This is a genomic window from Streptomyces sp. NPDC059373 (genome assembly GCF_042751495.1).
GTDB lineage: Bacteria > Actinomycetota > Actinomycetes > Streptomycetales > Streptomycetaceae > Actinacidiphila.
Genome location: NZ_JBHYXC010000012.1, coordinates 104,326 through 128,622, shown reverse-complemented (window position 1 = coordinate 128,622; position 24,297 = coordinate 104,326). Strand labels below are relative to the sequence as shown.

Here is a 24,297-nt window from a genome sequence, read left to right as displayed (position 1 = left end):
CGTGCCGGACGGCCCGGTGGCGGCGGTGGCGCGGCCGGCCGCCGCGCCACCCATGGCGAAGAGGGCCGCTCCGCCGAAGGCGCCGCGCAGGAGGCTTCGGCGGTTGGGGGTGAGGGACATCGTTGGCTCCTCGGACGGTCGGTCAGGCTAGGTGGAAGACCTCGGTGAGGGGGCGCATGGCCTCGTCCGGCCGGTCGCCGTCCAGGGCTTCGAAGAAGCCGCCCATCTCGGCCTGCCAGCGGGCGTTGACGTCGGTGGCGGCCATGGCGGCCTGCGCGGCGGCGAAGTCGTCCGTCTCCAGATAGCCGACGAGCAGGCCGTCCTCGCGCAGGAAGAGGGAGTAGTTGTGCCAGCCGGTGGCGGAGAGCGCGTCCAGCATCTCCGGCCACACGGCGGCGTGGCGCTCGCGGTATTCGGCGAGCCGGTCCTGACGGACCTTCAGCAGGAAGCAGACGCGCTCCACGTCACACAGCCCCTTGTCGCGACATGTCGATCAGAAGTTGAAGCCGTCGATGTTGGACTTGTCGAAGACGGTGGGCTTGCCGAGGATGACCTCGCCGTTCGCACCGATCTTGTAGGTGCCGAGCGTGCCGGCCTTGAAGGTCTCGCCCTCGGCGCCGGTGATCTGGCCGGAGGCCAGCGCGGCGGCGGCGTACGCGGCCAGGTAGCCCAGGTTCTTGGGGTTCCACAGCGCGAACTGCTCGACGGTGCCGTCCTTGACGTACTTGCGCATCTGGTTCGGCGTTCCGAGGCCGTTCACCACGATCTTGCCCTTGTAGGACGAGGAGCTGATGTAGCGGGCGGCGGCGGCGATACCGACGGTGGTCGGCGAGATGATGCCCTTGAGCTTCGGGTAGGCCGACAGCAGGCCCTGGGTCTGCTGGAAGGACTTCTGGTCGTCGTCGTCACCGTAGGCGACCTTGACCAGCTTCATGTTCTTGTACTTGGGGAGCGCCAGCTCCTGCTTCATGAAGCCGATCCAGGTGTTCTGGTTGGTGGCGTTCTGGGTCGCCGACAGGATGGCGATCTGGCCCGTGTAGTTCAGCTGCTTGCCGATGTTCTGCACCAGGCTGCGGCCGATCTGCTCGGAGCTGGCCTGGTTGATGAAGAGCTGACGGCAGTCCTTGGCGGTGTCGGAGTCGTACGCGACGACCTTGATGCCCTTCTTCATCGCCTGCTTGAGCGGGGCGCAGACGGCGTTGGGGTCGTTGGCGGCGAGCAGGATGGCGTCCTGCTGCTGCTGGATGAGGGTGTTGATGTACGAGATCTGCGACGAGGCGCTGGCGTCGGAGGGGCCGACCTCCTTGGCCGTGCCGCCGAAGCCCTGGGCGGCGGAGATGCCGGCCTTGTCGACGATGGTCTCGTAGGGGTTGTTGATCTGCTTGGGAAGGAAGGCGATCTTCAGCCCGGTCTTGAGCGGGGCGTCGGGGTTGGCGGTGGCGGAGGAGGTCACCGAGCTACCGCTGTCGCTCTTGGAGGAGTTCTTGGTGGTGCCGCCGCAGGCGGTGGCGGAGACGGCGAGCGCGCAGACGGTGGCGACTGCGGCGAGACCGCGCACTCTGACGGTGGTGCTGAGTGGCATGGCGGAGCCCTTCTTCATTGAACGGGTTACCAGAGGGAGTTGTGGGGGGTGCGCCGTCAGACAGCCACGGCGGCTGTACGGCGCTGCCGCCGTTCGAGGACCACGGCGATGACGCGGGGGGTCAGGACGGAGGCCACCAGGAGCAGTCCGGTGACGATCACCTGGATCTCGTTGGCCACGTCGTTGAGGATCAGCAGGTTCTTGAGGAAGCCGATGAGCAGGAGTCCGGCGACCGCGCCGCCGAGGGTGCCCTTGCCGCCGTCGAAGTCGACGCCGCCAAGCAGGACGGAGGCGATGACGAGCATTTCGAATCCGGAGCCGTTGTCGGCGCGGGCACTTCCGTAACGCAGGGTGAAGACGACTCCGGCGAAGGCCGAGAAGAAGCCGGTGAGGACGAAGAGGAGCAGCTTGATCCGCTTGACCCGGATTCCGGCGAAGTACGCGGCCGCCTCCTGCGCGCCGATGGCGAACAGCGACCGGCCGAAGCCGCTGAGGTGCAGGACGACACCCGTGACGACCGCCAGGACGATGAACAGGACGAAGGGGTAGGGGATGAAGCCGAGGACGGTGGTGGTGTCCGCCGTCCAGTCGGCGTACTTCTGGGGGAAGTCGGTGATGGCGTCGCTGCCCAGCACCACCGAGGCAAGGCCGCGGAAGAGGGTGAGGGTGCCGATGGTGACGGCGAGCGACGGCAGTCCGACCTTGGTCACCAGCCAGCCGTTGAGCAGTCCGCCGAGGACTCCGACGACCAGGACCACCGGGACGATGGTCTCGAAGGCCCAGCCGGCGTCCCACAGCTTCCCGGTCAGCGCGCTGGACAGGCCGAGCATGGAGGCGACCGACAGGTCGATCTCCCCGGCCACCACGAGCAGGATCATCGGCAGTGCGATGATCGCGACCGGCGCGATGTCGTTGAGCGCGAAGGCCAGGTTGCCGGTGGTCGCGAAGCCCTCGGTGGAGCCGGCGCCGGTCGCGAAGACCGCTACCAGCAGGATGCCGACGGCGACGTCCCAGCGCAGGAGGCGGCTCAGGCTCATTTCAGGCCTTGTGGACATGGCGGGCACTCCTCTTCCGCAACGCGCTGGTCATGCGCAGGTTCAGGATCCGGTCGAGGCTGATGGCCGCCAGGAGCAGGGCGCCAGTGATGGCGCTCTGCCAGAAGGAGTCGACCTTCAGCACCACGAGCGCACTGCCGATCGTGGTGAGCAGCAGGGCACCCAGTGCCGCGCCCCACACGGTGCCCACGCCGCCGGTGATGGCGACACCGCCGACCACGACCGCGCTGACCACGGTCAGCTCCCAGCCGTGCGCGTTGTCCGCCACCACGGTGCCGAAGCGGGCCAGCCACAGCGCGCCCGCGAAGCCCGCCACGGCGCCGGAGAAGACGTACGCGGCGAGGATCCGGCGCCGGATCGGCACGCCGGCGAGGCGGGCCGCCTCGGGGTTGGAGCCGATGGCGTACAGCTCGCGGCCGCTGCGGTAGGACCGCAGGTAGTACGCGGTCGCCGCGAGTACGACGGCGGCGATCAGCGGCAGGTACGGGATGCCCAGGACGCTGCCGCTGCCCAGGGAGAGCACGGGCGAGGGCAGGTTGACGGCGTTGATCTGCTCGCCGTGCGCCCACCAGTAGTCGACGCCCTGGATGATGTAGAGCATCCCCAGCGTGACCACCAGGGCGGGGACCCGGCCGAAGCTGACCAGCGCGCCGCTGACCAGGCCACACAGCGCGCCGAGCGCGATGCCCAGCAGCATGACGAGGACGACGTTGTGGTCGCTGCCGGACACGAACTTGCCGCAGGCGAAGGCGGACAGGCCGACGACCGAGCCGACCGACAGGTCGATGTTGCGGGTCAGGACGACGACCGACTGGCCGACCGCGAGCAGCGCCAGGATCGACGCGTTGAGGAGCAGGTCGTTGATGCCCTGGTCGGACAGGAAGCGGGAGTTGGCCAGCCACGTGCCGAGCACCAGCAGGACCAGGCAGGCGGCGATGCTGATCTCGCGTGCCCGGAAGACGGTTTCGGTCAGCGAGCGGGCTGATCGCCGCTCTTCCGGGGGTGCCGGAGGGCTGTCGAGAGTGGCCGTCACGACGGTGTCCTTTCGGGCGTGCGGGCTGCCGGGGTCGTGGGTTGCGGACGTTCCGTGCCGCGCGGAAGCGTTGCGACGGGCTCAGCGGCTCTTCCGCGCCCGTACCGCACGCCGGGGCTGACCGCAGTGCCCGGGGCAGAGGCCGGGCCCCGCGCCGGACGGCGGCCCCGCACCCATCGGCCGGGCTGCGCCGCTTTCCCGCCGCGCGCGGCAGCGCGTTCGGCGGAACGGTGTGGCGCCGTGATCGCGCTGCTGCCGCTCATGCCGCCCGCTCCGTGTCGGCGCGGCCGGTCGCGGCGGCCATGACCGTCTCCTCCGTGGCGTCGGCGCGGTCGAGTTCGGCCGCGATCCGGCCTTCGTGCATCACCAGGACGCGGTCGGCCATACCGAGCACTTCGGGGAGGTCGGAGGACACCATGAGGACGGCGAGGCCCTCGGCGGCGAGCGATGAGAGCAGACGGTGGACCTCGGCCTTGGTGCCGACGTCGATACCGCGGGTGGGCTCGTCGACGATGAGGACGCTGGGCTCGGTGGCGAGCCACTTGGCCAGCACGACCTTCTGCTGGTTGCCGCCGGACAGGACACCGACCGGGTCGGAGAGCCGGTTGAACTTCAGCTGGAGCCGCACGGCCCAGTCGGTGGCCCGGCCGCGCTCCAGCGTCTTGCGGACCAGACCGCCGCGCCCGAGCTTGTCCAGGCCGGTGAGGCCGATGTTGCGCTCGATGGACATCTCCATGACCAGGCCCTGCTGGCGCCGGTCCTCCGGCACCAGGGCGATCCCGGCGTCCATCGCGGCCGTCGGCGACCCGGGCGGCAGCTTCCTGCCACCGACGTGGACCTCGCCGGCGTCGGGCCGGTCGACGCCGAAGACGGCCTGGACCACCTCGCTGCGCCCGGCCCCGACAAGCCCGGCCAGGGCCACGATCTCGCCGCTGCGGACCTCGAAGGAGACGTCGGTGAACACGCCCTCCCGGGTGAGCCGCCGCACTGACAGTGCGGTCCCGCCGATGTCCGCGGGCTGCTTGGGGTAGAGCTCGTCGAGGTCCCGGCCGACCATACGGCGTACGAGATCGTCCTCGGTCAGTCCGTCCAGCGGCTCGCCGGCGATCCAGCGGCCGTCGCGCAGGGTGGTGACCCGCTGGCAGAGCCCGAAGATCTCCTCCAGGCGGTGCGAGATGAACAGCACCGCCGCGCCCTGCTCGCGCAGCGTCCGTACGACGCCGAAGAGCCGGGCGACCTCGGCGCCGGTCAGGGCGGCGGTGGGCTCGTCCATGATCAGGACGCGGGCGTCGAAGGAGAGCGCCTTGGCGATCTCGACGATCTGCTGGTCGGCGATGGACAGGCCGCGGCACGGCTGGTCGGGGTCGAGGTCGACACCGAGGCGGGCGATCAGGGCGGCGGTGGCACTGTGCACGGCCTTGTGGTCGACCCGGCCGAGGGACCGGCGGGGCTGGCGGCCCATGAAGATGTTCTCGGCGACGGTCAGGTCCGGGAAGAGCGTCGGCTCCTGGTAGATCACCGCGATGCCGGCGTCACGCGCGTCGGAGGGACCGTGGAAGACCACGGGCTCACCGTCGATCAACACCCGGCCGCTGTCCGGTCGGTGCACCCCCGCGAGCATTTTGATCAGGGTCGATTTCCCGGCGCCGTTCTCCCCTGCGAGTGCGTGTGCCTCGCCGGCGAAGAGCTCCAGGGACACGCCCTGCAGAGCCCGTACGGCACCGAAGGACTTGGACGCGTCCTCCAGTGCGAGCACGGGCCGTCGCGCCGTCTCCGGCTGGTTCATATGAGCCTCGCATGAAAGGTTTCAACAAGGTTTCACGGACGTTAGGCCCACTGGGCGGGAAGCGTCAATGGTTTCGTTTCAACTTTTCTCAGCCGTGATGTGACGGCGAAGGAAGGGCATTGACAGCGGGTTGACACCCTGCCCCGGTGCGCCTAGCTTCCCCTCAGTGAAACGATTCATGGCGGGAGCGATGACATGACCGACACGTCGTTGGGCAGGACTGTCTCGGTGAAGGCGGCGCTCAAAGCGCAGGCCGTCGAGACACCCTCGTGGGCGTACGGGAACTCCGGGACCCGCTTCAAGGTGTTCGCACAGGCCGGCGTGCCCCGCACCCCGCAGGAGAAGCTCGACGACGCCGCGCGCGTCCACGAGCACACCGGGGTCGCCCCGACGGTGGCCCTGCACATCCCCTGGGACCGGGTCGACGACTACACGGCGCTCGCCACCTACGCCAAGGAGCGCGGGCTCAAGCTCGGGACGATCAACTCCAACGTCTTCCAGGACGACGACTACAAACTCGGCTCGGTCACCAACCCGGATCCCACAATCCGCCGCAAGGCGACCGACCACCTCCTGGACTGCGTCGACATCATGGACGCCACCGGCTCCCGCGACCTGAAGCTGTGGTTCTCCGACGGCACCAACTACCCCGGCCAGGACGACATCGCCGACCGCCAGGCGCGGCTCGGCGAGGCGCTCGCCGAGGTCTACGAGCGACTCGGGGACGACCAGCGGATGCTGCTGGAGTACAAGTTCTTCGAGCCCGCCTTCTACGCCACCGACGTGCCGGACTGGGGCACCGCCTACGTCCACTGCCTCAAGCTGGGCGAGAAGGCCCAGGTCGTCGTGGACACCGGCCACCACGCCCCCGGCACGAACATCGAGTTCATCGTGGCCACGCTGCTGCGCGAGGGCAAGCTCGGCGGCTTCGACTTCAACTCCCGCTTCTACGCCGACGACGACCTGATGGTCGGCGCCGCCGACCCCTTCCAGCTCTTCCGGATCATGTACGAGGTCATCCGCGGCGGCGGCCTGAGGCCCGAGACCGGCGTGGCCTTCATGCTCGACCAGTGCCACAACATCGAGGCCAAGATCCCGGCCATCATCCGCTCCGTGATGAACGTCCAGGAGGCCACGGCCAAGGCACTGCTCGTCGACGCGGGCGCGCTGCGCGCCGCCCAGCAGTCGGGCGACGTGCTGGAGGCCAACGCCGCGCTGATGGACGCGTACAACACGGACGTACGGCCGCTGCTGCGCGAGGTGCGGGAGGAACTGGGTATCGACCCGGACCCGATCGCCGCCTACAAGGCGTCCGGCTGGGCCGAGCGCATCGTCGCCGAGCGCGTCGGCGGCACGCAGGCGGGCTGGGGGGCGTAAGCCCGCCTCGCTCCTTCCCCTCTGAAGATCCGACCCGCAAAGGACCGCAGAATGACCGCCGCACAGCCGCATCCCGAGGCCGCCGCGCTGCTGGAGCGCAGCCACCGGCTCGGCGCCGACCCGCGCAACACCAACTATGCGGGCGGCAACACCTCCGCCAAGGGCTCCGCCACCGACCCGGTCACCGGGCAGGAGACCGAGCTGATGTGGGTCAAGGGCTCCGGGGGCGACCTCGGGACGCTGACCGGGGGCGGGCTGGCCGTGCTGCGGCTCGACCGGCTGCGGGCGCTGGCCGGGGTGTACCCCGGGGTCGAGCGCGAGGACGAGATGGTCGCCGCGTTCGACTACTGCCTGCACGGCAAGGGATGGCTCCCGGGGGGAGAAGGCACAGCGCCGTCCATCGACACGGCGATGCACGGCCTGGTCGACGCGGCCCACGTCGACCACCTCCACCCCGACTCCGGTATCGCCCTGGCCTGCGCCGCCGACGGTGAGGCGCTCACCAAGGAGTGCTTCGGCGACCGGGTCGTCTGGGTGCCCTGGCGGCGGCCCGGCTTCCAGCTCGGCCTGGACATCGCCGCCGTCAAGGCCGCCAACCCGCAGGCCATCGGCTGCGTCCTCGGCGGCCACGGCATCACCACCTGGGGCGCCACGTCCGACGAGTGCGAGGCGAACTCGCTGCACGTCATCCGTACCGCCGAGGCCTTCCTGCGGCAGCGCGGCAAGGCCGAGCCCTTCGGCCCCGTACTGCCCGGTTACGAGGCGCTGCCCGCCGCCGACCGCCGGGCTCGGGCGGCAGCCCTCGCGCCGGTGCTGCGCGCGATCGCGTCGGCGGACCGTCCTCAGGTCGGCCACTTCACCGACTCCGACGCCGTCCTGGACTTCCTGGCCCGCGCCGAGCACCCCCGGCTGGCCGCGCTGGGCACCTCGTGCCCGGACCATTTCCTGCGCACCAAGGTCCGCCCGCTCGTGCTCGACCTCCCTGCCGGGGCGCCGTTGGCGGGCGCCGTGGCGCGGCTGAAGGAACTGCACGCCGAATACCGCGCCGAATACCGCGCGTACTACGACCGGCACGCCACTGCCGACTCGCCCGCGATGCGCGGCGCGGACCCGGCGGTCATCCTGATCCCGGGCGTCGGGATGTTCTCGTACGGCAAGGACAAGCAGACCGCGCGCGTCGCCGGTGAGTTCTACGTCAACGCCATCAACGTGATGCGCGGCGCCGAGGCGGTGTCGACGTACAAGCCCATCGAGGAGTCCGAGAAGTTCCGCATCGAATACTGGGAACTCGAGGAGGCCAAGCTGCGGCGGATGCCCGCGCCGAAGCCGCTGGCAACCCGGATCGCGCTCGTGACCGGCGCCGGCTCCGGCATCGGCAGGGCGATCGCCCACCGGCTGGCCGCCGAGGGCGCGGTCGTGGTCGTCGCGGACATGAACGGCGAGAACGCGGCAGCCGTGGCCGAGGAACTGGGCGGCCCCGACAAGGCGGTCGCGGTGACGGTCGACGTCACGAGCGAGGAGCAGATCGCGGCGGCGTTCGACGCGGCTCTGCTCGCCTTCGGCGGGGTGGATCTGGTGGTGAACAACGCCGGCATCTCCATCTCCAAGCCGCTGCTGGAAACCACCGCCCAGGACTGGGACCTCCAGCACGACATCATGGCCCGCGGCTCCTTCCTGGTCTCCCGCGAGGCGGCCCGGGTCATGGTCGAGCAGGGCCTCGGCGGCGACATCGTCTACATCGCCTCCAAGAACGCCGTCTTCGCCGGACCCAACAACATCGCCTACTCAGCCACCAAGGCCGACCAGGCGCACCAGGTGCGGCTGCTCGCCGCCGAGCTGGGCGAGCACGGCATCCGCGTCAACGGCGTCAATCCGGACGGCGTGGTGCGCGGCTCCGGGATCTTCGCGGGTGGGTGGGGCGCGAAGCGGGCGGCTGTGTACGGGGTGGAGGAGGAGAAGCTGGGTGAGTTCTACGCGCAGCGCACGCTGTTGAAGCGGGAGGTTCTGCCCGAGCATGTGGCCAACGCGGTCTTCGCCCTGACGGGCGGCGACCTCACGCACACGACGGGGCTCCACGTCCCGGTCGACGCGGGCGTCGCGGCGGCGTTCCTGCGCTGACGGTTGTTGTCCCCCACCCCGCCCCTTCCCGAAACCGGGGCTCCGCCCCGGACCCCGCTGGGGCTCCGCCCCAGACCCTCCCCCCAGCCTTCGGCCGGGGGGACCCCCAAGGCGGACGGACTACCCCCAACCCGCATCACACAACCGAGGTAACCGCGTGACAGCCTCTCCACCAGCCTTCGCGGCCGTCGACCTGGGCGCGTCCAGCGGGCGCGTCATGGTCGGCCGCGTCGCACCAGGCGTACTGGACCTGGCAGAAGTCCACCGCTTCCCCAACAGGCCCGTACGGATCGGCGGCACCCTCCACTGGGACGTCCTCGCCCTCTACCAGGGCGTGCTCGACGGGCTGCGGGCCGCAGGGCCCGTCACGTCGGTCGGGATCGACACGTGGGCCGTGGACTACGGGCTGCTCGCGGCCGACGGGTCGCTGCTCGGCAACCCCGTGCACTATCGCGACGCGCGCACCGACGGCGTGCCCGAGAAGGTGTGGCAGACGGTGCCGCAGCAGGAGCTGTATGCGGCGACGGGGCTGCAGTACGCGCCGTTCAACACGCTCTACCAGCTGGTGGCGGCGCAGGGGACGCCGCAACTGGCCGCCGCGGAGCAGCTGCTGCTGATGCCCGACCTGATCTCGTACTGGCTGACCGGGACCGCCGGCACCGAGCTGACGAACGCGTCGACCACGCAGTTGATCGATCCGCGTACCGGGGATTGGGCGCGGGGCGTGGCGGAGAGGTTGGGCGTGCCGCTGTCGCTGTTTCCGCCCTTGCGGCGGCCGGGCGATCCGGCGGGCGAGCTCAGGGCGGAGGTGCTGGCGGAGACCGGCCTGGAGGGCCCGGTGCCGGTGGTGGCCGTCGGGTCGCACGACACGGCGTCGGCGGTGGCGGCGGTGCCGGCCCGGACGGACCGGTTCGCGTACATCTCGTGCGGGACGTGGTCGCTGGCGGGGGTGGAGCTGGATGCGCCGGTGCTGACGCAGGAGTCGCGGGCGGCGAACTTCACCAATGAGCTGGGGGTGGACGGCACGGTCCGTTATCTGCGGAACATCATGGGGCTGTGGCTGTTGCAGGAGAGCCTGCGCCACTGGGCTGACCAGGGCGTACGTTTCGAGCTGTCGCATCTGCTGGCCCAGGCCGCCGAGGCGGCGCCGCTGCGCTCGGTGGTGGACGCGGCCGACCCGGGGTTCCTGGCGCCGGGCGGGATGCCGGACCGGATCGCGGCGGCGTGTCGCCGCAGGGGGCAGCCGGTGCCGCGGGACGCGGCGGAGACGGTGCGGTGCGTGCTGGACTCGCTCGCGCTGGCGCACCGGCAGGCGATCGAGGACGCGCGGCGGCTGTCGGGCCGGGAGGTGGACGTGGTTCACATCGTCGGCGGCGGGGCGCACAACGCCCTGCTGTGCCAGTTGACGGCGGATGCCTGCGGGCTGCCGGTGGTGGCCGGACCGGCCGAGGCGGCGGCGCTGGGGAACGTTCTCGTACAGGCCAGAGCGGCCGGTGTGATCAACGGCGGACTCGCAGACATCCGATCTCTGCTTCACACCACCCAGCCACTGAGGCAGTATGAACCCTCAGGTGACGGCACTGCATGGGAGGAGGCCGCATGCGCGTTGCGCTCTTCGTGACGTGCGTGAACGACACGCTCTACCCGGACACGGGCCGAGCGGTCGTCACGCTGCTGGAGCGGCTCGGCGTGGAGGTGGACTTCCCGGCGGCGCAGACCTGCTGCGGGCAGGCGCAGTTCAACACCGGCTACCGCTACGAGACCGAGCCGCTGGTGCGGCGCTACGCACGGGCCTTCGAGGGTTACGACCACATCGTGACGCCGTCCGGATCGTGCGTCGCCATGGTCCGCGACAACTATCCCCGGATCGGCGAGAAGGCGGCCGCCGAGGGCCGCGGGGACGAGCTCGCGGAGATCGCCGCGTCCGTCGTGCCGAGGACGTACGAGCTGACGGAGTTCCTGGTGGACGTGCTGGGGGTGACCGATGTGGGGGCCTACTTCCCGCACACCGTCACCTATCATCCGACCTGCCACGGCCTGCGGATGCTGGGGCTCGGCCGCCGCCCGGTGGAGCTGCTGAGCCACGTCAAGGGCCTGGAGCTGCGTGAGCTGCCGGGGGCGGAGGAGTGCTGCGGCTTCGGTGGCACCTTCGCCGTCAAGAACGCCGCCGTGTCGGCCGCGATGGGCGCCGACAAGGCCCGGCACATCGGTGAGACCGGCGCGGCAGCCGTCTGCACGGTCGACAACTCCTGCCTGATGCACATCGGCGGCACCCTGGCCCGGATCGGATCGCAGACCCGGCCGGTCCATCTCGCCGAGATCCTCGCCTCCACCGAGGAGCACCCCTACGCTCTGCACGCCGCGGAAGGCATCCGATGAGTGGTGGTACGTATCTGGGCATGCCGGCCTTCCCGGAGGCGGCGGCCGGGTCGACCCGGAACAAGCAACTGCGCGCGAACCTCACCCACGCGACGCATACCATCCGCGACAAGCGCGCCAAGGCCGTCGCCGAACTCGCCGACTGGCCGCAGCTGCGGGCGGCCGGCGCCGCGATCAAGAACCGTACGCTGCGCCACCTCGGCCACTATCTGGAGCAGGTCGAGGCCGCCGTCGAGGCGGCGGGCGGCCATGTCCACTGGGCGGCGGACGCCGACGAGGCGAACCGGATCGTCATCGACCTCGTCCGGATGACCGGCGAGACCGAGGTCGTGAAGGTCAAGTCGATGGCCACCCAGGAGATCGGGCTCAACGACGCGCTCGGCGAGGCCGGGATCCGGGCGTACGAGACCGACCTGGCCGAGCTGATCGTGCAGCTCGGCGACGACCTGCCCTCCCACATCCTGGTCCCGGCGATCCATCGCAACCGCTCCGAGATCCGGGACATCTTCGCCAAGGAGATGGGCCATTGGGGCCGCCCTGCGCCGGAGGGCCTGACCGACCGGCCCGCCGAGCTGGCGGAGGCGGCGCGGCTGCATCTGCGGGAGAAGTTCCTGCGGGCGAAGGTCGGGATCTCGGGGGCCAACTTCATGGTCGCGGAGACCGGCACGCTGGTGGTCGTGGAGTCGGAGGGCAACGGCCGGATGTGCCTGACGCTGCCCGAGACGCTGATCTCCGTCGTCGGCATCGAGAAAGTGGTGCCGACCTGGCAGGACCTGGAGGTCTTCCTCCAGCTGCTCCCCCGCTCCTCCACCGCCGAGCGGATGAACCCGTACACCTCGATGTGGACCGGCACGACCGACGAGGACGGACCCCAGACCTTCCACCTCGTCCTGATCGACAACGGCCGGACCGACACGCTGGCCGACACCGTCGGCCGGCAGGCGCTGCGCTGCATCCGCTGCTCGGCCTGCCTGAACGTCTGCCCGGTGTACGAGCGGGCCGGCGGCCATGCGTACGGCTCCCCCTATCCGGGGCCGATCGGGGCGATCCTCACGCCGCAGCTGCGGGGTATGCAGAGCGAGCTGGACGCGTCGCTGCCGTACGCGTCGTCGCTGTGCGGGGCCTGCTACGAGGTGTGCCCGGTGGCCATCGACATCCCGGAGGTCCTGGTCCATCTGCGCGAACGCGTCGTCCAGGGCGGCGAGGTGACCCTGCGCGGCAGCCGGACCACCATCAAGCCCGCCAAGGGCCATGCCGCTGAGCGCGCCGCCATGCGGGCCGCCCGGTGGGCGCTGGACCATCCGGCGGCGCTGCGCGGGGGCCAGCGGCTCGCGGCCCGTACGCGGCGGCTGCATCCCAAGCGCCTGCCCGGGCCGGGCAAGGCGTGGACCGAGACCCGCGAGATCCCGGCGGTGCCGGCCGAGTCGTTCCGCGACTGGTGGCAGCGTACGCGGGGTGAGGAGACGAAGTGAGCACCCGAGAGCAGGTTCTGGGCCGGATCAGCCGGGCCCTGGCCGACGTACCGCGCGGGGAGACCCCGGACGATGTGCCGGTGAACCGCGACTATCTGCGGGTGCACGGTGAGCGCTCGGCGGAGGAGACCGCCGAGCTGCTCGCCGAGAACCTCGCGGACTACCGGGCGATCGTCCACCGTACGACCGCCGCCGAGCTCCCCGGCCGGATCGCGGCGCTGCTCGCCGGGCGCGGGGCCGGGCGGATCGTCGTACCGCCGGGGCTGCCGCCGGAGTGGCTGGCGGTGGCGGAGGGCGTCGAACTCGTCACGGACACAGCCGGGCTGACGCCCCGTGAGCTGGACGCCGTGGACAGCGTGGTCACCGGCTGCGCCGTCGCGATCGCCGAGACCGGCACCATCGTCCTGGACGCCTCCCCCGACCAGGGCCGCCGCCGCATCACGCTCGTCCCGGACCATCACGTCTGCGTCGTTCGGGTGCCCGAGCAGGTCGTCGACTCGGTATCGGAGGGTCTTGAGCGGCTGGACCCGGCCCGCCCGCTGACCTGGATCTCCGGGCCGTCCGCCACCAGCGACATCGAACTCGACCGGGTGGAGGGGGTCCACGGGCCGCGCACCCTGGAGGTCGTGCTCGTTCATGAGTGACCGCGCCCCGGACGCCACCCTCGTCGAGATCGACGGCCTCCCGGCCACCGCGGAGAAGCTGACCTTCCTCGCTCTTTCCGGCTACGGACACTTCACCGCCATGCAGGTGCGGGACCTGCGGGTGCGCGGCATGGACCTGCACCTGGCCCGGCTCGACACCGCCTCGCAGGAGCTGTACGGGACCGGCCTGGACGGCGACCTGGTCCGCGGGCGCGTCCGGCACGCCCTCGGCGGCGGGGTCCGCGACGCCTCCGTGCGGGTCTACGTCTTCCGTCCCGTGCCCGGCGGTCCGTTGTCGGTCCTGGTGACCGTGCGCGGGCCGGCCGCGCCGCCGAGCGGGCCCCGGCGTCTGCGGACGGTCCCCTATCAGCGGCCCGTCGCCCACCTGAAGCACCTCGGCGGTTTCGCGCAGGGTTACTTCATCGAGCGCGTCGTTGCCGAGGGCTATGACGAGGCGCTGCTGGTGGGCCCCGACGGCACGGTCTCCGAGGGTGCCATCACCAACATCGCCTTCGTCGCGGGTGACACGATCGTCTGGCCCGACGCACCTGCCCTGCCGGGGATCTCGATGCAGGTGCTTCAGCGGGAGCTGTCCCGGCACGGCGTGCGGTGGGAGCACCGGCCGGTGCGGGTCGCCGATGTGGCGTCGTACGACGGGGCCTTCGTCTCCAACTCGCACGGTGTCGCGGCGGTCAGCGGTATCGACGATCTTGCGCTGCGGGTGGATGCGGAGCTGCTCGGGACGGTGGCGCGGTTGTTCGAAGACGCGCCGTGGGATGCGGTCTGAGTCACTTGGCGTCCGCGTAGCACCGCACGGTGTGGGTCTCCAGGGGGAAGAGGACCGGGGTCCGGCCGAAGACCAGGCGGCGGGCCTCGTCGGCGGATTCGGCGACAGCGGATTCGACTGCCTGCGCCTGCGCCTCGGGGGTGTGGACGATGATCTCGTCGTGCAGGAAGAACACCAGGCGCGGCCCGTCGCCCTTGTTGCCCCCGTTGCCGTCGTCGCCGAGGGCGGTGAGGCGGCGGCGCAGTGACGCCATCATGGCCAGGGCCCATTCGGCGGCGCTGGCCTGGATGACGAAGTTGCGGGTGAAGCGGCCCCAGGCGCGGGCGTCGCCGTCGGTCATGTCCTGCCGGTCCCTGGACGGCGGCGGGGAGGTGCGGCCGAGGCGGGAGCGGACCACACCGCCTGCCTCTCCGGTGCGGGCGGCGGACTCCACGAGCCGCATGGCGTCGGGGAAGCGCCGGTGCAGTACGTCGAGAAGCGGCCGCACCTCGCCGCTGGTCTGCCCGTACATCGCGCCCAGCAGCCCCAGTTTGGCCCGTTGGCGGTCACCGTCGAAGGCGGTGCGGGCCAGGGCCGCGTACAGGTCGCCCTCCGCGGCCGCCCTGGCCAGGCCGTCGTCGCCGGACAGCGCGGCCAGCACCCGGGGCTCCAACTGCCCGGCGTCCGCGACGACCAGCCGGTGCCCCGGGTCGGCGACCACGGCCGCCCGCAGGGAGCGCGGAATCTGCAGCGCCCCGCCGCCCCGGGTGGCCCAGCGCCCGGACACGACCCCGCCGACCACGTACTCCGGGCGGAACCTTCCTGCCGGGGCCCACTGCTCGCGCCACGCCCAGCCGTGGGCGGAGTGGATCCGCGACAGCTCCTTGTAGCGCAGCAGCAGGGCGGCCGCCGGGTGCTCCACCTCGCGCAGCACATAGGAGCGGGTGGAGGAGATCTGTACGCCGACCCGCGCGAAGGCGGGCAGCAACTGGGCGGGCGAGTCCGGATTGACCTGCCGGCCCAGCGCCTCCTGGATCTGCCCCGCCAACTCCCCCAGCAGCTTCGGCCTGGCCCCGCTCCCCGCCGGGCGCGGGCCGAGCATGCCGGTCAGCAGCTCGTCGTGGGCGGTGGCGCTCCACGGCAGCCCGTCGTACGTCATCTCGGCGGCGGCCAGTGCTCCCGCCGACTCCGCGGCGCACAGCAGCCGCATCCGGTCCGGGTGTTCGGCCAGGGCCATGCGGCGCTGCTGGTCGGCGTGGACGGCGGTCACGGCCGCCAGTGGGTCGGTCCCGGCCGGCAGCCGCTGCCGGTCGGCGGCGAACAGCACGGGCTGGTCGTCGGGGCCGCCGTCGGGCGGGTCGTCGGGCACCGGAAGGCCGCGCAGCCGGGCCCAGGCGGCGCCCAGGGCGCGGGGCAGTCCGTACCGCTCCTCGTGGGCGAGCAGGAGCGCCTCGACGAGCTTGAGGTCGTGACAGCGGGCGGGACGCACGGTGAGCCGGGCCAGCAGTCCGGGGTAGACCTCCTCGGTGGCGGCCCACACCCAGCGCGGCGCCTGCCGTGCCTCCCTCTCGGCGACGGTGGCCGCGAGATCGCTGACACTCTCCGCCGGGCCCGCGGCGGTCCCGTCCTCGCCCAGCACCTGCAGCCGTCCGCCGGCCCCGTAGGGGTCGGCGACGACAGCGATGGAGACAGAAGCCCTGGACGAGGTCACCGTCCGAGGTTAGAACGGGGCACTGACATTGGCGGTGACCAGTGCGGCCCTGGCCGCTCGGTCCTCGCCGCTCAGTCCTGGCCGCTCAGGCCTCGGTGCTCAGGCCTCGGTGCTCCGGCTCACCTTGAGAGCCCACAGCACCAGCGGGGCCTGGAGCGGGAGCCGCGCGTAGGCGGCGGCCTTCAGCGGCGGGGGGCGGTCGCGCCAGTCCCGGGCCATCTTGACGTTGGCCGGGAACACGGCCGCGAACAGCCCCGCCGCGAGCAGCGCGCTCGTACGGCGGGTGCGCGGCAGTGCGATGCCCGCCGCGAGCGCCAGTTCCGCCGCCCCGCTGGCATAGGTCCAGGCCCGCGGGTTGCCCGGCAGCACGCGCGGGATCATGGCGTCGAAGGGGCCGGGCACGACGAAGTGGGCCGTCCCCGACGTGGCGAGGAGGCGGGCCAGAAGCCGGGCGGAGCGGTCGGGCACGGCCACGGGGAACCTCCTGCGGGCGTCGGCTGCGGCATGGCACACGCTAGCGCCGCCGCGGGGCCGGGCGGCCCGGGACGGCGCTGACACAGGGTGTGCTGTTGATCACGCCGAGGCGGCGGGGGCGAGTTCGGCGTCGCGGCGGACGAGGGCGGCGTAGCGGCCGCCTTCCGCGAGGAGTTCGTCGTGGGTGCCGCGTTCGGTGATCCGGCCGTGGTCGAGGACGACGATCTGGTCGGCGTCGCGCACGGTGGAGAGCCGGTGGGCGATGGTGATGGTCGTACGGCCGGCCGAGAGGGCGTCGATCGCGTCCTGGACGGCCTGCTCCGTACGCGTGTCGAGGGCGCTCGTGGCCTCGTCGAGGACGAGGACGGGCGGGTCGCGCAGGATGGTGCGGGCAATGGCGAGGCGCTGCTTCTCGCCGCCGGAGAAGCGGTAGCCGCGTTCGCCGACGAGGGTGTCGTAGCCGTCGGGGAGGGCGGCGATGTGGTCGTGGATCTGGGCGGCGCGGGCGGCCGCGACGATCTCCTCCTCGGTCGCCTCGGGCTTGGCGAAGCGGAGGTTGTCGGCGACGGAGGCGTGGAAGAGGTACGTCTCCTGGGCGACGACGCCGACCGTCTCGGCGAGGGTGTCGAAGGCGAGGTCGCGGACGTCGGTGCCGTCGATGGTGACGCGGCCGCCGGTGACGTCGTAGAGCCGGGGCACGAGGTAGCTGAGGGTGCTCTTGCCGGAGCCGGTGGCGCCGACGATGGCGAGGCTGCCGCCGGCCGGGACGGTGAGATCGATGCCGTCCAGCGTGCGGCTGCCGGAGGCGGGGTCGTAGGAGAAGGAGACGTCCTCGAAGCGGACGTCGCCGCGCGCACGCGCGAACCGCACCGGGTCGGGGCGCTCGGTGATGTCGACCGGCAGGTCGAGGTATTCGAAGATGCGCTGGAAGAGCGCGAGCGAGGTCTGCACGTCGACACCGGTGGACAGCAGGCTGACGGTGGGCCGGAAGAGGCCCTGCTGCAGCGAGACGAAGGCGACGAGGGTGCCGAGGGAGACGGCGGTTCCGACCATGCCGGCGGACCAGTAGATGACGGCGGGCATGGCGGCCATGACGATGCCGATGGTGGACATGCGCCAGCGGCCCGCCATGTTGGAGCGGACCTCGAGGTCGACGAGCTGCTCGGACTGGTCGGCGAAGGACTTGGTGAGGGAGCCCGCGCGGCCCATGGTGCGGCCGAGGAGGATGCCGCTGACGGACAGCGACTCGGTGACGATCGCCGACATCGCGGCCATCTGCTTCTGCCGCCGGGTGGTGATCTTCTTGCGCTCGCCGCCGACACGGCGGGCGATCCAGACGAAGACCGGGAGCAGCAGCAGGGAGATGACGGTGAGCTGCCAGTCGAGGGCGAGCATGGCGACGACGGACGCGATGACCGAGGTCAGGTTGGAGACCAGGGAGGTCGCGGTGGAGGTGACGGTGGCCTGCATGCCGCCGATGTCGTTGGCGATGCGGGACTGCACCTCGCCGGTGCGGGTGCGGGTGAAGAAGGCGAGGGACATGCGCTGCAGGCGCTCGTAGACGGCGGTGCGCAGGTCGTGCATGACGCGCTGGCCGACGGTGGTGGAGATGAGGGTCTGCAGGACGCCGAAGACGCTGGTGAGGACGGCGGTGGCGATCATGCCGAGGGCGAGCAGGCTGAGCAGCCCGGTGCGGCCCTGCGGGATCGCGGTGTCGAGGATGGCGCGCAGCAGGAAGGGGGAGGCCACCGAGACGAGCGAGGCGGCGGCGACCAGCAGGCCGACGAAGGCGAGCCGGGCGCGGTAGGGGCGGAAGAGGCTGAGGACGCGGCGTACTTCAGTGGGCCGGTCCGGGTCCTTGGGCGGTGGCGTCCACCGCGGGGCGTGATCGGGGTGACCGGGGCGATCGGGGCGCAAAGGGCTCCTTGGGAGGGTCGGGCGAAGCATGACCATTGGAGTGTAGTTCATTGTTACCTATACTCACAATGAGCCAGGTCCTGATAGGATCGCACCCATGGAATCCCGCACCGCCGCCACACAAGCCGACGAGACCACCGGCCGCCTCGCCGACCAGTTGCTGCGACTGAACCGCCGGCTCCACCGCGCACAGCGGCACCACCTCGAACCGCTGGGCGTCACCCCCGCTCAGGCGCGGCTGCTGCGCACCGTCTCGCACAGTGAGACGCCGCCCCGCATGGCCGATCTGGCCCAGCGACTGGACGTCGTGCCGCGCGCCGTGACCACCCTGGTCGACGCACTGGAGGCGCACACCCTCGTACGGCGCGTCCCCGATCCCGCCAGCCGCCGGGTCGTACGCATCGAGCTGACCGACGACGGCCGCGCCACCCTGCAACGGCTGCGGCAGGCCCGCCGCGCGGCCGCGGAGGACCTGCTGGCCCCACTGGACGCAGCCCAGCGCGAGGCCCTGACGGCACTGCTGGCCGTCCTGGACACCGCGCCGGGCCGCTGCTGACGGCTGGATCCTGCCCTAGCAGGTCGCGCCGACGTAGAGCGCGACGGCGTCACCGGCACCGACGGTCGCGGTGAACGTGCCGTTCGAGCCGACCGTGTAGCGGGTGCCGCTGTGCTGCACGTCGCAGTAGCTGCCCGCGGGCAGCGAGGTGGTGAAGGTCTGGCTGATCGAGCCGCTCTCGTGGTTGATCGCGACGTAGCCCTTGCTGCCGCGCCCGAAGGCGATGGCGTTGTTGCCGTTGTCCCACCAGTTGGTCACCGAGGTGCCGGAGACGGCGTTGTGGAAGCCGACCATGGCGGCGATCTGAGGCCAGGCGTGCTGGCACTTCCAGCCGTCGCTGTAGCAGGCGTTGACGGTGCCGTCGTTGGGTGGGCCGGCGTCGTTGTCGGAGAACTCGTAGCCGGAGTAGACGTTCGGCGAGCCGTAGGCCCAGGCCAGCAGATAGACGTTGGCCAGGGTGTAGGTGTTGCCGTACTTGTAGTTGAGGGTCGAGCCGTTGCGCTCGGTGTCCCAGTTGTCGACGAACGTACGGGACTGCGAGCTGGGCAGATAGCCCGCACCCCAGGCGGCGCCCCAGCTGCTGAGGTAGGCCAGCTTCTCGTTGGTGAAGACGCGCTTGAGGTCGTACGCGCCCTGGAAGGCGTCCACGTCGCCGGTGCCGGTGTATTCGCTCGGCTGGACGGCCTCGCCCGATCCGTAGATGACCTCCTGGGCCCAGAAGACCGAGGAGTTGGTCAGCTTGGCCTTGATCGCGGAGAGGTCGGAGGCCGCGATGTGCTTGGCGGCGTCGATGCGGAAGCCGTCGGCGCCCAGCGAGATGAGGTTGTTGAGATACGCGGCGATGGTGGAACGTACGTAGTCGCTGCCGGTGTTCAGGTCCGCCAGTCCGACGAGTTCGCAGTTCTGGACGTTGTCACGGTTGGTGTAGTCGGAGATGCTGGTGCGGCAGGAGTGGAAGTCCTGGTCCTGGTAGTACCCGGGGTAGTTGTACTTGGTGTACGAGGTGCCGCCGGTCCCGGTGCCGGAGCCGGCGGTCATGTGGTTGATGACGGCGTCGGCGATGACCTTGACGCCGGCGCTGTGACAGGTGGTCACCATGCTCTGGAAGGCGGTGCTGTCACCGAGCCGGCCGGCGATCTTGTAGCTGACCGGCTGGTAGGAGGTCCACCACTGCGAGCCCTGGATGTGCTCCTGCGGCGGGGAGACCTCGACGTATCCGTAACCGGCCGGTCCGAGCGTGTCGGTGCAGGCCTTGGCGACCGAGGCGAACTTCCACTCGAAGAGGGTGGCGGTGACGTCCTTGCTGCCGGGCGGCGCGGCCTGCGCCTGCTGCTGCGACATGGCGACGAGGCCGGTCGCGGCGAGCAGCCCGGCGAGCGCCCCGCGAAGTACACGGGATCTCATGCTGCGGCTCCTTCGGTCAACGGGCACACAGGTGCCCTGAAGACAGCCACGCGCCAGGCCGCCGTGAGGGGATGTGGCGTTCCCGCCCGTGGGAACTCCGGTCAGGAGACTGGCCCTCGGACGGGAACACGTCAAGACTTCTTGTGGAAATACTTTCAGTCGCTTGCAGAAACTTTGTGGTTGACCTCTGCGGCCTCGGACGGCGCGGGCACCGGAACGGGCGCTTGAACGGGCGTCGGAACGGGCGCCGGTACGGCGATCCGCTCGCCGGCGAGCACGGTCCTGGCCACCTCGGTGTCCAGTGCGCCCTCCCAGCGGGAGACCACGAAGACGGCGACGCAGTTGCCGAGCAGGTTCGTGGTGACGCGCATGGAGTCCATGATCCGGTCGGCGCCCAGCAGCAGCGCCACCGCGCCGGCCGGAATCACGCCCAGCGTGGACACGGTCGCGGACAGGGCGAGGAAGGCCGAGCCGGGCACGCCGGCCATGCCCTTGCTGGTGAGCATCAGGACGAGGACGACGGTGATCTGCTGACTGATACTCAGGTCCACGCCCACGGCCTGGGCGATGAACAGCGTGCCGACGGAGAGGTAGATGGACGCGCCGTCGAGGTTGAACGAGTAGCCGGTGGGCAGCACCAGACCCACCGCGTCGTCGCGGCAGCCGGCCGCACGCAGCTTCTCCATCATGCGCGGCATCACCGTCTCGGACGACGCCGTGCCCAGGGCCAGCAGCAGTTCCTCGCGGGTGTAGCGGACGAAGCTCCACAGGCTCAGCCCGGTCAGCAACCGCAGCGCCACGCCGAGCAGTACGAGGAAAATCAGGGCCACGCCGTAGCAGACGGCGACCAGTTTGCCGTAGGTCGTGATGACCTTCAGGCCGTACTGCCCGATGAGGCTTGCGGCGGCGCCGAAGACCGCGAGCGGGGCGAGCCGCATCACGTAGCCGACGACGGTGAAGATGACGTGCTGGACCTGCTCCACCGCCGGGAGGACCGCGGGGACCTTGGTCTGCCCGAGGTGCAGCAGGGCGGCGCCCACCAGGCAGGCGAGGACCAGGACCTGGAGGATCGAGTTGTCGGCGAAGGCACCGACCGCGCTGGTGGGCAGCGCCTCGAGGATGAACTCCGAGGTGGACAGCAGGTGCCCGCCGCCGGTCTTGGCGTGCACGGCGGACGGGTCGAGCGTGGAGGCGTCGGCGTGCATGCCGCTGCCGGGGCTGACCGCGTTGGCCGCGAGGAGGCCGATGAGGAGCGCGAAGGTGCTGGCCACCTCGAACCAGATCAGCGCCTTGACGCCGATCCTGCCGAACGCCTTGAGATTTCCGGCCTTGGCGATGCCGGTGACGACGACACAGAAGACGAGCGGCGCGATCACCGTCTTGATCAGGCGCGTGAAGCCGTCGCCCAACGGCTGCAGCGAGGTGCCCGCGTCAGGCCAGACCTTGCCGACGATGATGCCGAGCAGCAGCGCGACGGCGACCTGGGTGAACAGTGACGTGCGCAGCAGCCTTGCGGCGCGGCGTATCAACACGGGGGCTCCTCCTGGGATCCTGCGAGTGATGTCGGCAGATGGAATACGGAATCCCGCATTCCACTCGGCCGCACTCTGCCGGAACGAGATTTCCGGGGGGGAGCCCCCTGTTACGGCGAGGAAAACCCCGCCTCAGCAGCGCTGTTGGTCCTCCGTCAGCGTTCCTTGTGCGGTGGCGAGAGTGTGGTCGTAGCAGGCGCCGTCGCCGGTGAGCCGGTAGCGCTCGGCCGAGGTGCCGACGGCATGGCGCTGGTCGCGCGGGACGTTCAGGGTCCAGGTGGCGTCACCGGTGTAGGTGTCGTCGAGCCGGGAGCGGGTGGCACCGGTGACGGCCGCGTGGTCGCCGAGGGAGAGGGCGGTGCGCAGCCGGTCGTCGGAGCCGATCGTGATCGCGCCGTCCATGGTGTAGGTGCGCCGGGTGCGGGTGGCGGTGCCGTTGACGGTGTGGGTCTCGTCGTCGGTCCAGCGGGCCTGGAGGGCGTCGGTGGTCTCGTCGGCGTTCCAGGTGTGGGTGGAGGCCGCGGACAGGGTGCGGCGGACGGTGGTGGTGACCCAGCCGTGGGAGGTGTTCACGTAGCCGGAGACGGTGAGTTGGTGGCTGCCCTTGGCGTCGAGGGTGCGCAGGTCGGTGCCGGGGTCGTAGGAGGTGGACACGGCCGGGGCGCTCTCCTTGTGGACGGTGAGCGCGCCGGTGACGTGCTCACGGTGGGCGTCCTGCCAGACCAGGATGTTGGTGGGGACGCTCCAGCCGCTCTGGCCTTCGGGGACACCGACCACGGAGACCTGGACCTGGTGCGGCTTGCCGTCGTTGAGCAGTCCGGCGAAGGGGGTGAGGTCGTAGTCGATCGGCTGGACGTCGAAGGCGCGGGGAGCGGGGATCACGTACCAGAGGAAGGGGTTGGACCAGCCGCCGGTCCACACATGCGGGTAGGGCGAGGCGATTCCGGCCAACTGGCCGTCCACGGTGACCTGCACCTCGCGGTTGGGACCGTCGTCACCTGCCTGGCAGGAGTACGGGACGTCGGCGGGGACGGCGAGGTACCAGAACTCCTCGCAGCCGCCGCCCGATCCGGTCGCGTACACCTCGGCGACGATGCGCTCGCTGTTGCGCGGGGTGGTGAGGGTGGCGGAGTCGAGAGGAATCACCTGGTCGGGGGTGGTCGCCGCGGAGGCCGGCTTCGTACGGCCCTCGGCGGTGTAGAAGGTCAGCGTGACCTTGACGTTGATGACGCCGGTGTAGGTGTCGTCGACGACGTTGCCGATGAGCATCTCGACGGGCTGTTGCGCGCGCAACGTGGAGGCGTAGCGGGTGACGTCCTTCTCGGCCGACCAGGCGATGCCGTCGGGCGAGGGCTCGGGGGTGGAGGTGCGCAGGATCTCGACGCCGCCGATGTGGAGGTAGCCGAGACGGTCGTACTGGCGGCCGGCCACGCTGCCGTCGAGGTGCAGGACGACCTTGCTCCAACGGGTCCCGCAGTCGGATGGCGGGGTGTAGGTGCCGGTGTAGGGGGTGAAGTCCTTGAACTGCGTGTCGGCGACCGTCACCGTGCAGGATCTGGTGTCCGGGGTGGCTATGGGCGGGGCGGCGGTGACCGGGTCGTGCCAGTCGGAGCCGAATTCCGCCGGGGGCGTCGCGGCCGCGGCGACCGGGGCGGCGAGGAGGACGAGCCCGAACAAGGCGGCGAGCATGGACATGATCTGTCGACGTCTCATGCGACAGGAGTGAAGCGTGAGTTGTGCCGCGGGCGCCAGAAGGCATGCCCGGATCAGCCCGCCAGGTCCGCGATGTCGCCCATGACGACCACCGGGTGCATGGCTGGATCGAGGGTCAGCAGCAGGTACTCCATGTCGGCCTTGGACTGGCCGACGCACGCGGAGGTGCCGCTGCCGTGGTCCATGTGGAGCCAGATGCTGCCACCCTTGGACCGGCCCTGCGGACGGGCGGGGTCGAGGGGTGAGGTGCCCTTGACCCGGTTGTAGTCGATGGCGACGACCAGATCGAAGTCGTGCCAGTGGCTCTTCGCCCAGGAGCGGGGCGCCTTGAAGCCCGCGCTGCGGTGGTACGGCAGCTTCGAACCCGGGTCGGCGAGGACGCCGCCGGCGTCGGTGAGGGTGAAGACACCGACCGGGCTCTTGTTGTCGCCCTCACGGTGGTCGGTGGTCCAGCCGCGCTTGCCGTTGTGGCCCGTCCAGGTGCGCTCACGCGTCCAGGTGTCGCCGTGCCTGGTGAACAGCGCGATCGTCGAGTCGGCCGAGGTGGCGCTTTCTCCGTAGACAGCCACGACCTGGCGGGCGTTCGTCGGGATCCTGGAGCGCAGGGTCGCACCGACGCCGGGGATCCGGTTTCCGCCGGTGCCACCGCCGTTGTGGGCGGCGTCGGCGGACGCACCGCCGCCGCAGCCGCCCAGCAGGAGCATTCCCAGGGCGGCTGCCGTGGTTCGTACCATCCTTAATCCACGCACAGTGCCTCATCTTCGCATTCCTGGACGGA

At 70.9% G+C, this 24,297-nt stretch carries 20 protein-coding genes; 8 read left to right on the top strand and 12 right to left on the bottom strand.

Translation table 11 applies throughout. The annotated features are described in order from the left end of the window. Window positions 1–142 precede the first annotated feature (142 nt). From ACFXJ5_RS18905 to ACFXJ5_RS18885, 5 genes are all read right to left on the bottom strand, one after another. Window positions 143–463 (bottom strand): L-rhamnose mutarotase, encoded by a 321-nt coding sequence (locus ACFXJ5_RS18905; RefSeq protein ID WP_384631760.1) that lies wholly within the window; start codon window positions 461–463, stop codon window positions 143–145. Between the two features lie 30 nt (window positions 464–493). Continuing rightward, window positions 494–1,582, bottom strand: a complete 1,089-nt coding sequence (gene rhaS / locus ACFXJ5_RS18900) for a rhamnose ABC transporter substrate-binding protein (RefSeq protein ID WP_384631758.1) — start codon at window positions 1,580–1,582, stop codon at window positions 494–496. A 56-nt stretch (window positions 1,583–1,638) separates the two neighbouring features. Continuing rightward, complete coding sequence (locus ACFXJ5_RS18895; protein ID WP_384631757.1) at window positions 1,639–2,637, bottom strand: ABC transporter permease; 999 nt, start codon at window positions 2,635–2,637, stop codon at window positions 1,639–1,641. After that, a complete protein-coding gene (locus ACFXJ5_RS18890; protein ID WP_384631755.1) occupies window positions 2,621–3,670 on the bottom strand; it encodes an ABC transporter permease in 1,050 nt (349 codons plus the stop codon). The genes ACFXJ5_RS18895 and ACFXJ5_RS18890 overlap by 17 nt, the downstream gene beginning before the upstream one ends. A gap of 259 nt (window positions 3,671–3,929) precedes the next feature. Next, a complete protein-coding gene (locus ACFXJ5_RS18885; protein WP_384631753.1) occupies window positions 3,930–5,456 on the bottom strand; it encodes a sugar ABC transporter ATP-binding protein in 1,527 nt (508 codons plus the stop codon). A 195-nt stretch (window positions 5,457–5,651) separates the two neighbouring features. Here ACFXJ5_RS18885 and rhaI point away from each other — a divergent pair, with 195 nt between their 5' ends. The 7 genes from rhaI to ACFXJ5_RS18850 all read left to right on the top strand — a co-directional run bounded on the left by rhaI (window position 5,652) and on the right by ACFXJ5_RS18850 (window position 14,233). Beyond that, a complete protein-coding gene (gene rhaI / locus ACFXJ5_RS18880) occupies window positions 5,652–6,833 on the top strand; it encodes an L-rhamnose isomerase (protein ID WP_384631751.1) in 1,182 nt (393 codons plus the stop codon). Window positions 6,834–6,884: 51 nt separating this feature from the next. Then, a complete protein-coding gene (locus ACFXJ5_RS18875; RefSeq protein WP_384631749.1) occupies window positions 6,885–8,951 on the top strand; it encodes a bifunctional aldolase/short-chain dehydrogenase in 2,067 nt (688 codons plus the stop codon). Between the two features lie 217 nt (window positions 8,952–9,168). Continuing rightward, window positions 9,169–10,572: a rhamnulokinase family protein gene (locus ACFXJ5_RS18870; protein ID WP_384631896.1), complete on the top strand. Its 1,404-nt coding sequence runs from the start codon at window positions 9,169–9,171 to the stop codon at window positions 10,570–10,572. Further along, window positions 10,551–11,330 (top strand): (Fe-S)-binding protein, encoded by a 780-nt coding sequence (locus tag ACFXJ5_RS18865; RefSeq protein ID WP_384631747.1) that lies wholly within the window; start codon window positions 10,551–10,553, stop codon window positions 11,328–11,330. Before ACFXJ5_RS18870 ends, ACFXJ5_RS18865 begins: the two co-directional genes overlap by 22 nt. Beyond that, window positions 11,327–12,802, top strand: coding sequence for a lactate utilization protein B (locus ACFXJ5_RS18860; RefSeq protein ID WP_384631745.1), 1,476 nt, complete (start codon window positions 11,327–11,329; stop codon window positions 12,800–12,802). The genes ACFXJ5_RS18865 and ACFXJ5_RS18860 overlap by 4 nt, the downstream gene beginning before the upstream one ends. Then, complete coding sequence (locus ACFXJ5_RS18855; RefSeq protein WP_384631743.1) at window positions 12,799–13,446, top strand: lactate utilization protein C; 648 nt, start codon at window positions 12,799–12,801, stop codon at window positions 13,444–13,446. The genes ACFXJ5_RS18860 and ACFXJ5_RS18855 overlap by 4 nt, the downstream gene beginning before the upstream one ends. Next, window positions 13,439–14,233 carry an aminotransferase class IV gene (locus ACFXJ5_RS18850; RefSeq protein ID WP_384631741.1) on the top strand — a complete coding sequence of 265 codons (795 nt, stop codon included), beginning with the start codon at window positions 13,439–13,441 and terminating at the stop codon, window positions 14,231–14,233. The genes ACFXJ5_RS18855 and ACFXJ5_RS18850 overlap by 8 nt, the downstream gene beginning before the upstream one ends. 1 nt (window position 14,234) lies before the next feature. Here the strand turns inward: ACFXJ5_RS18850 and ACFXJ5_RS18845 are convergent, their stop codons facing one another. The 3 genes from ACFXJ5_RS18845 to ACFXJ5_RS18835 all read right to left on the bottom strand — a co-directional run bounded on the left by ACFXJ5_RS18845 (window position 14,235) and on the right by ACFXJ5_RS18835 (window position 18,314). Next, window positions 14,235–15,923, bottom strand: a complete 1,689-nt coding sequence (locus tag ACFXJ5_RS18845) for a bifunctional 3'-5' exonuclease/DNA polymerase (RefSeq protein WP_384631739.1) — start codon at window positions 15,921–15,923, stop codon at window positions 14,235–14,237. A 99-nt stretch (window positions 15,924–16,022) separates the two neighbouring features. Next, on the bottom strand, window positions 16,023–16,397 hold the full coding sequence (locus tag ACFXJ5_RS18840; protein WP_384631737.1) for a hypothetical protein: 375 nt from the start codon (window positions 16,395–16,397) through the stop codon (window positions 16,023–16,025). Between the two features lie 99 nt (window positions 16,398–16,496). Further along, window positions 16,497–18,314, bottom strand: coding sequence for an ABC transporter ATP-binding protein (locus tag ACFXJ5_RS18835; protein WP_384631735.1), 1,818 nt, complete (start codon window positions 18,312–18,314; stop codon window positions 16,497–16,499). A gap of 97 nt (window positions 18,315–18,411) precedes the next feature. On the opposite strand from ACFXJ5_RS18835, the gene ACFXJ5_RS18830 reads away from it, so the two are divergent. Continuing rightward, entirely contained in the window at window positions 18,412–18,870 is a 459-nt protein-coding gene (locus ACFXJ5_RS18830) for a MarR family winged helix-turn-helix transcriptional regulator (RefSeq protein ID WP_384631733.1), read from the top strand. 15 nt (window positions 18,871–18,885) lie between these two features. Here the strand turns inward: ACFXJ5_RS18830 and ACFXJ5_RS18825 are convergent, their stop codons facing one another. The 4 genes from ACFXJ5_RS18825 to ACFXJ5_RS18810 all read right to left on the bottom strand — a co-directional run bounded on the left by ACFXJ5_RS18825 (window position 18,886) and on the right by ACFXJ5_RS18810 (window position 24,253). Then, window positions 18,886–20,274, bottom strand: a complete 1,389-nt coding sequence (locus ACFXJ5_RS18825; protein ID WP_384631732.1) for an alpha-amylase family protein — start codon at window positions 20,272–20,274, stop codon at window positions 18,886–18,888. 155 nt (window positions 20,275–20,429) lie between these two features. Further along, window positions 20,430–21,824 carry a cation:dicarboxylate symporter family transporter gene (locus tag ACFXJ5_RS18820; protein WP_384631893.1) on the bottom strand — a complete coding sequence of 465 codons (1,395 nt, stop codon included), beginning with the start codon at window positions 21,822–21,824 and terminating at the stop codon, window positions 20,430–20,432. Window positions 21,825–21,938: 114 nt separating this feature from the next. Next, window positions 21,939–23,519, bottom strand: a complete 1,581-nt coding sequence (locus ACFXJ5_RS18815; RefSeq protein WP_384631730.1) for a peptide-N4-asparagine amidase — start codon at window positions 23,517–23,519, stop codon at window positions 21,939–21,941. Between the two features lie 53 nt (window positions 23,520–23,572). After that, window positions 23,573–24,253 (bottom strand): hypothetical protein, encoded by a 681-nt coding sequence (locus ACFXJ5_RS18810; protein WP_384631728.1) that lies wholly within the window; start codon window positions 24,251–24,253, stop codon window positions 23,573–23,575. Window positions 24,254–24,297: the final 44 nt, after the last annotated feature.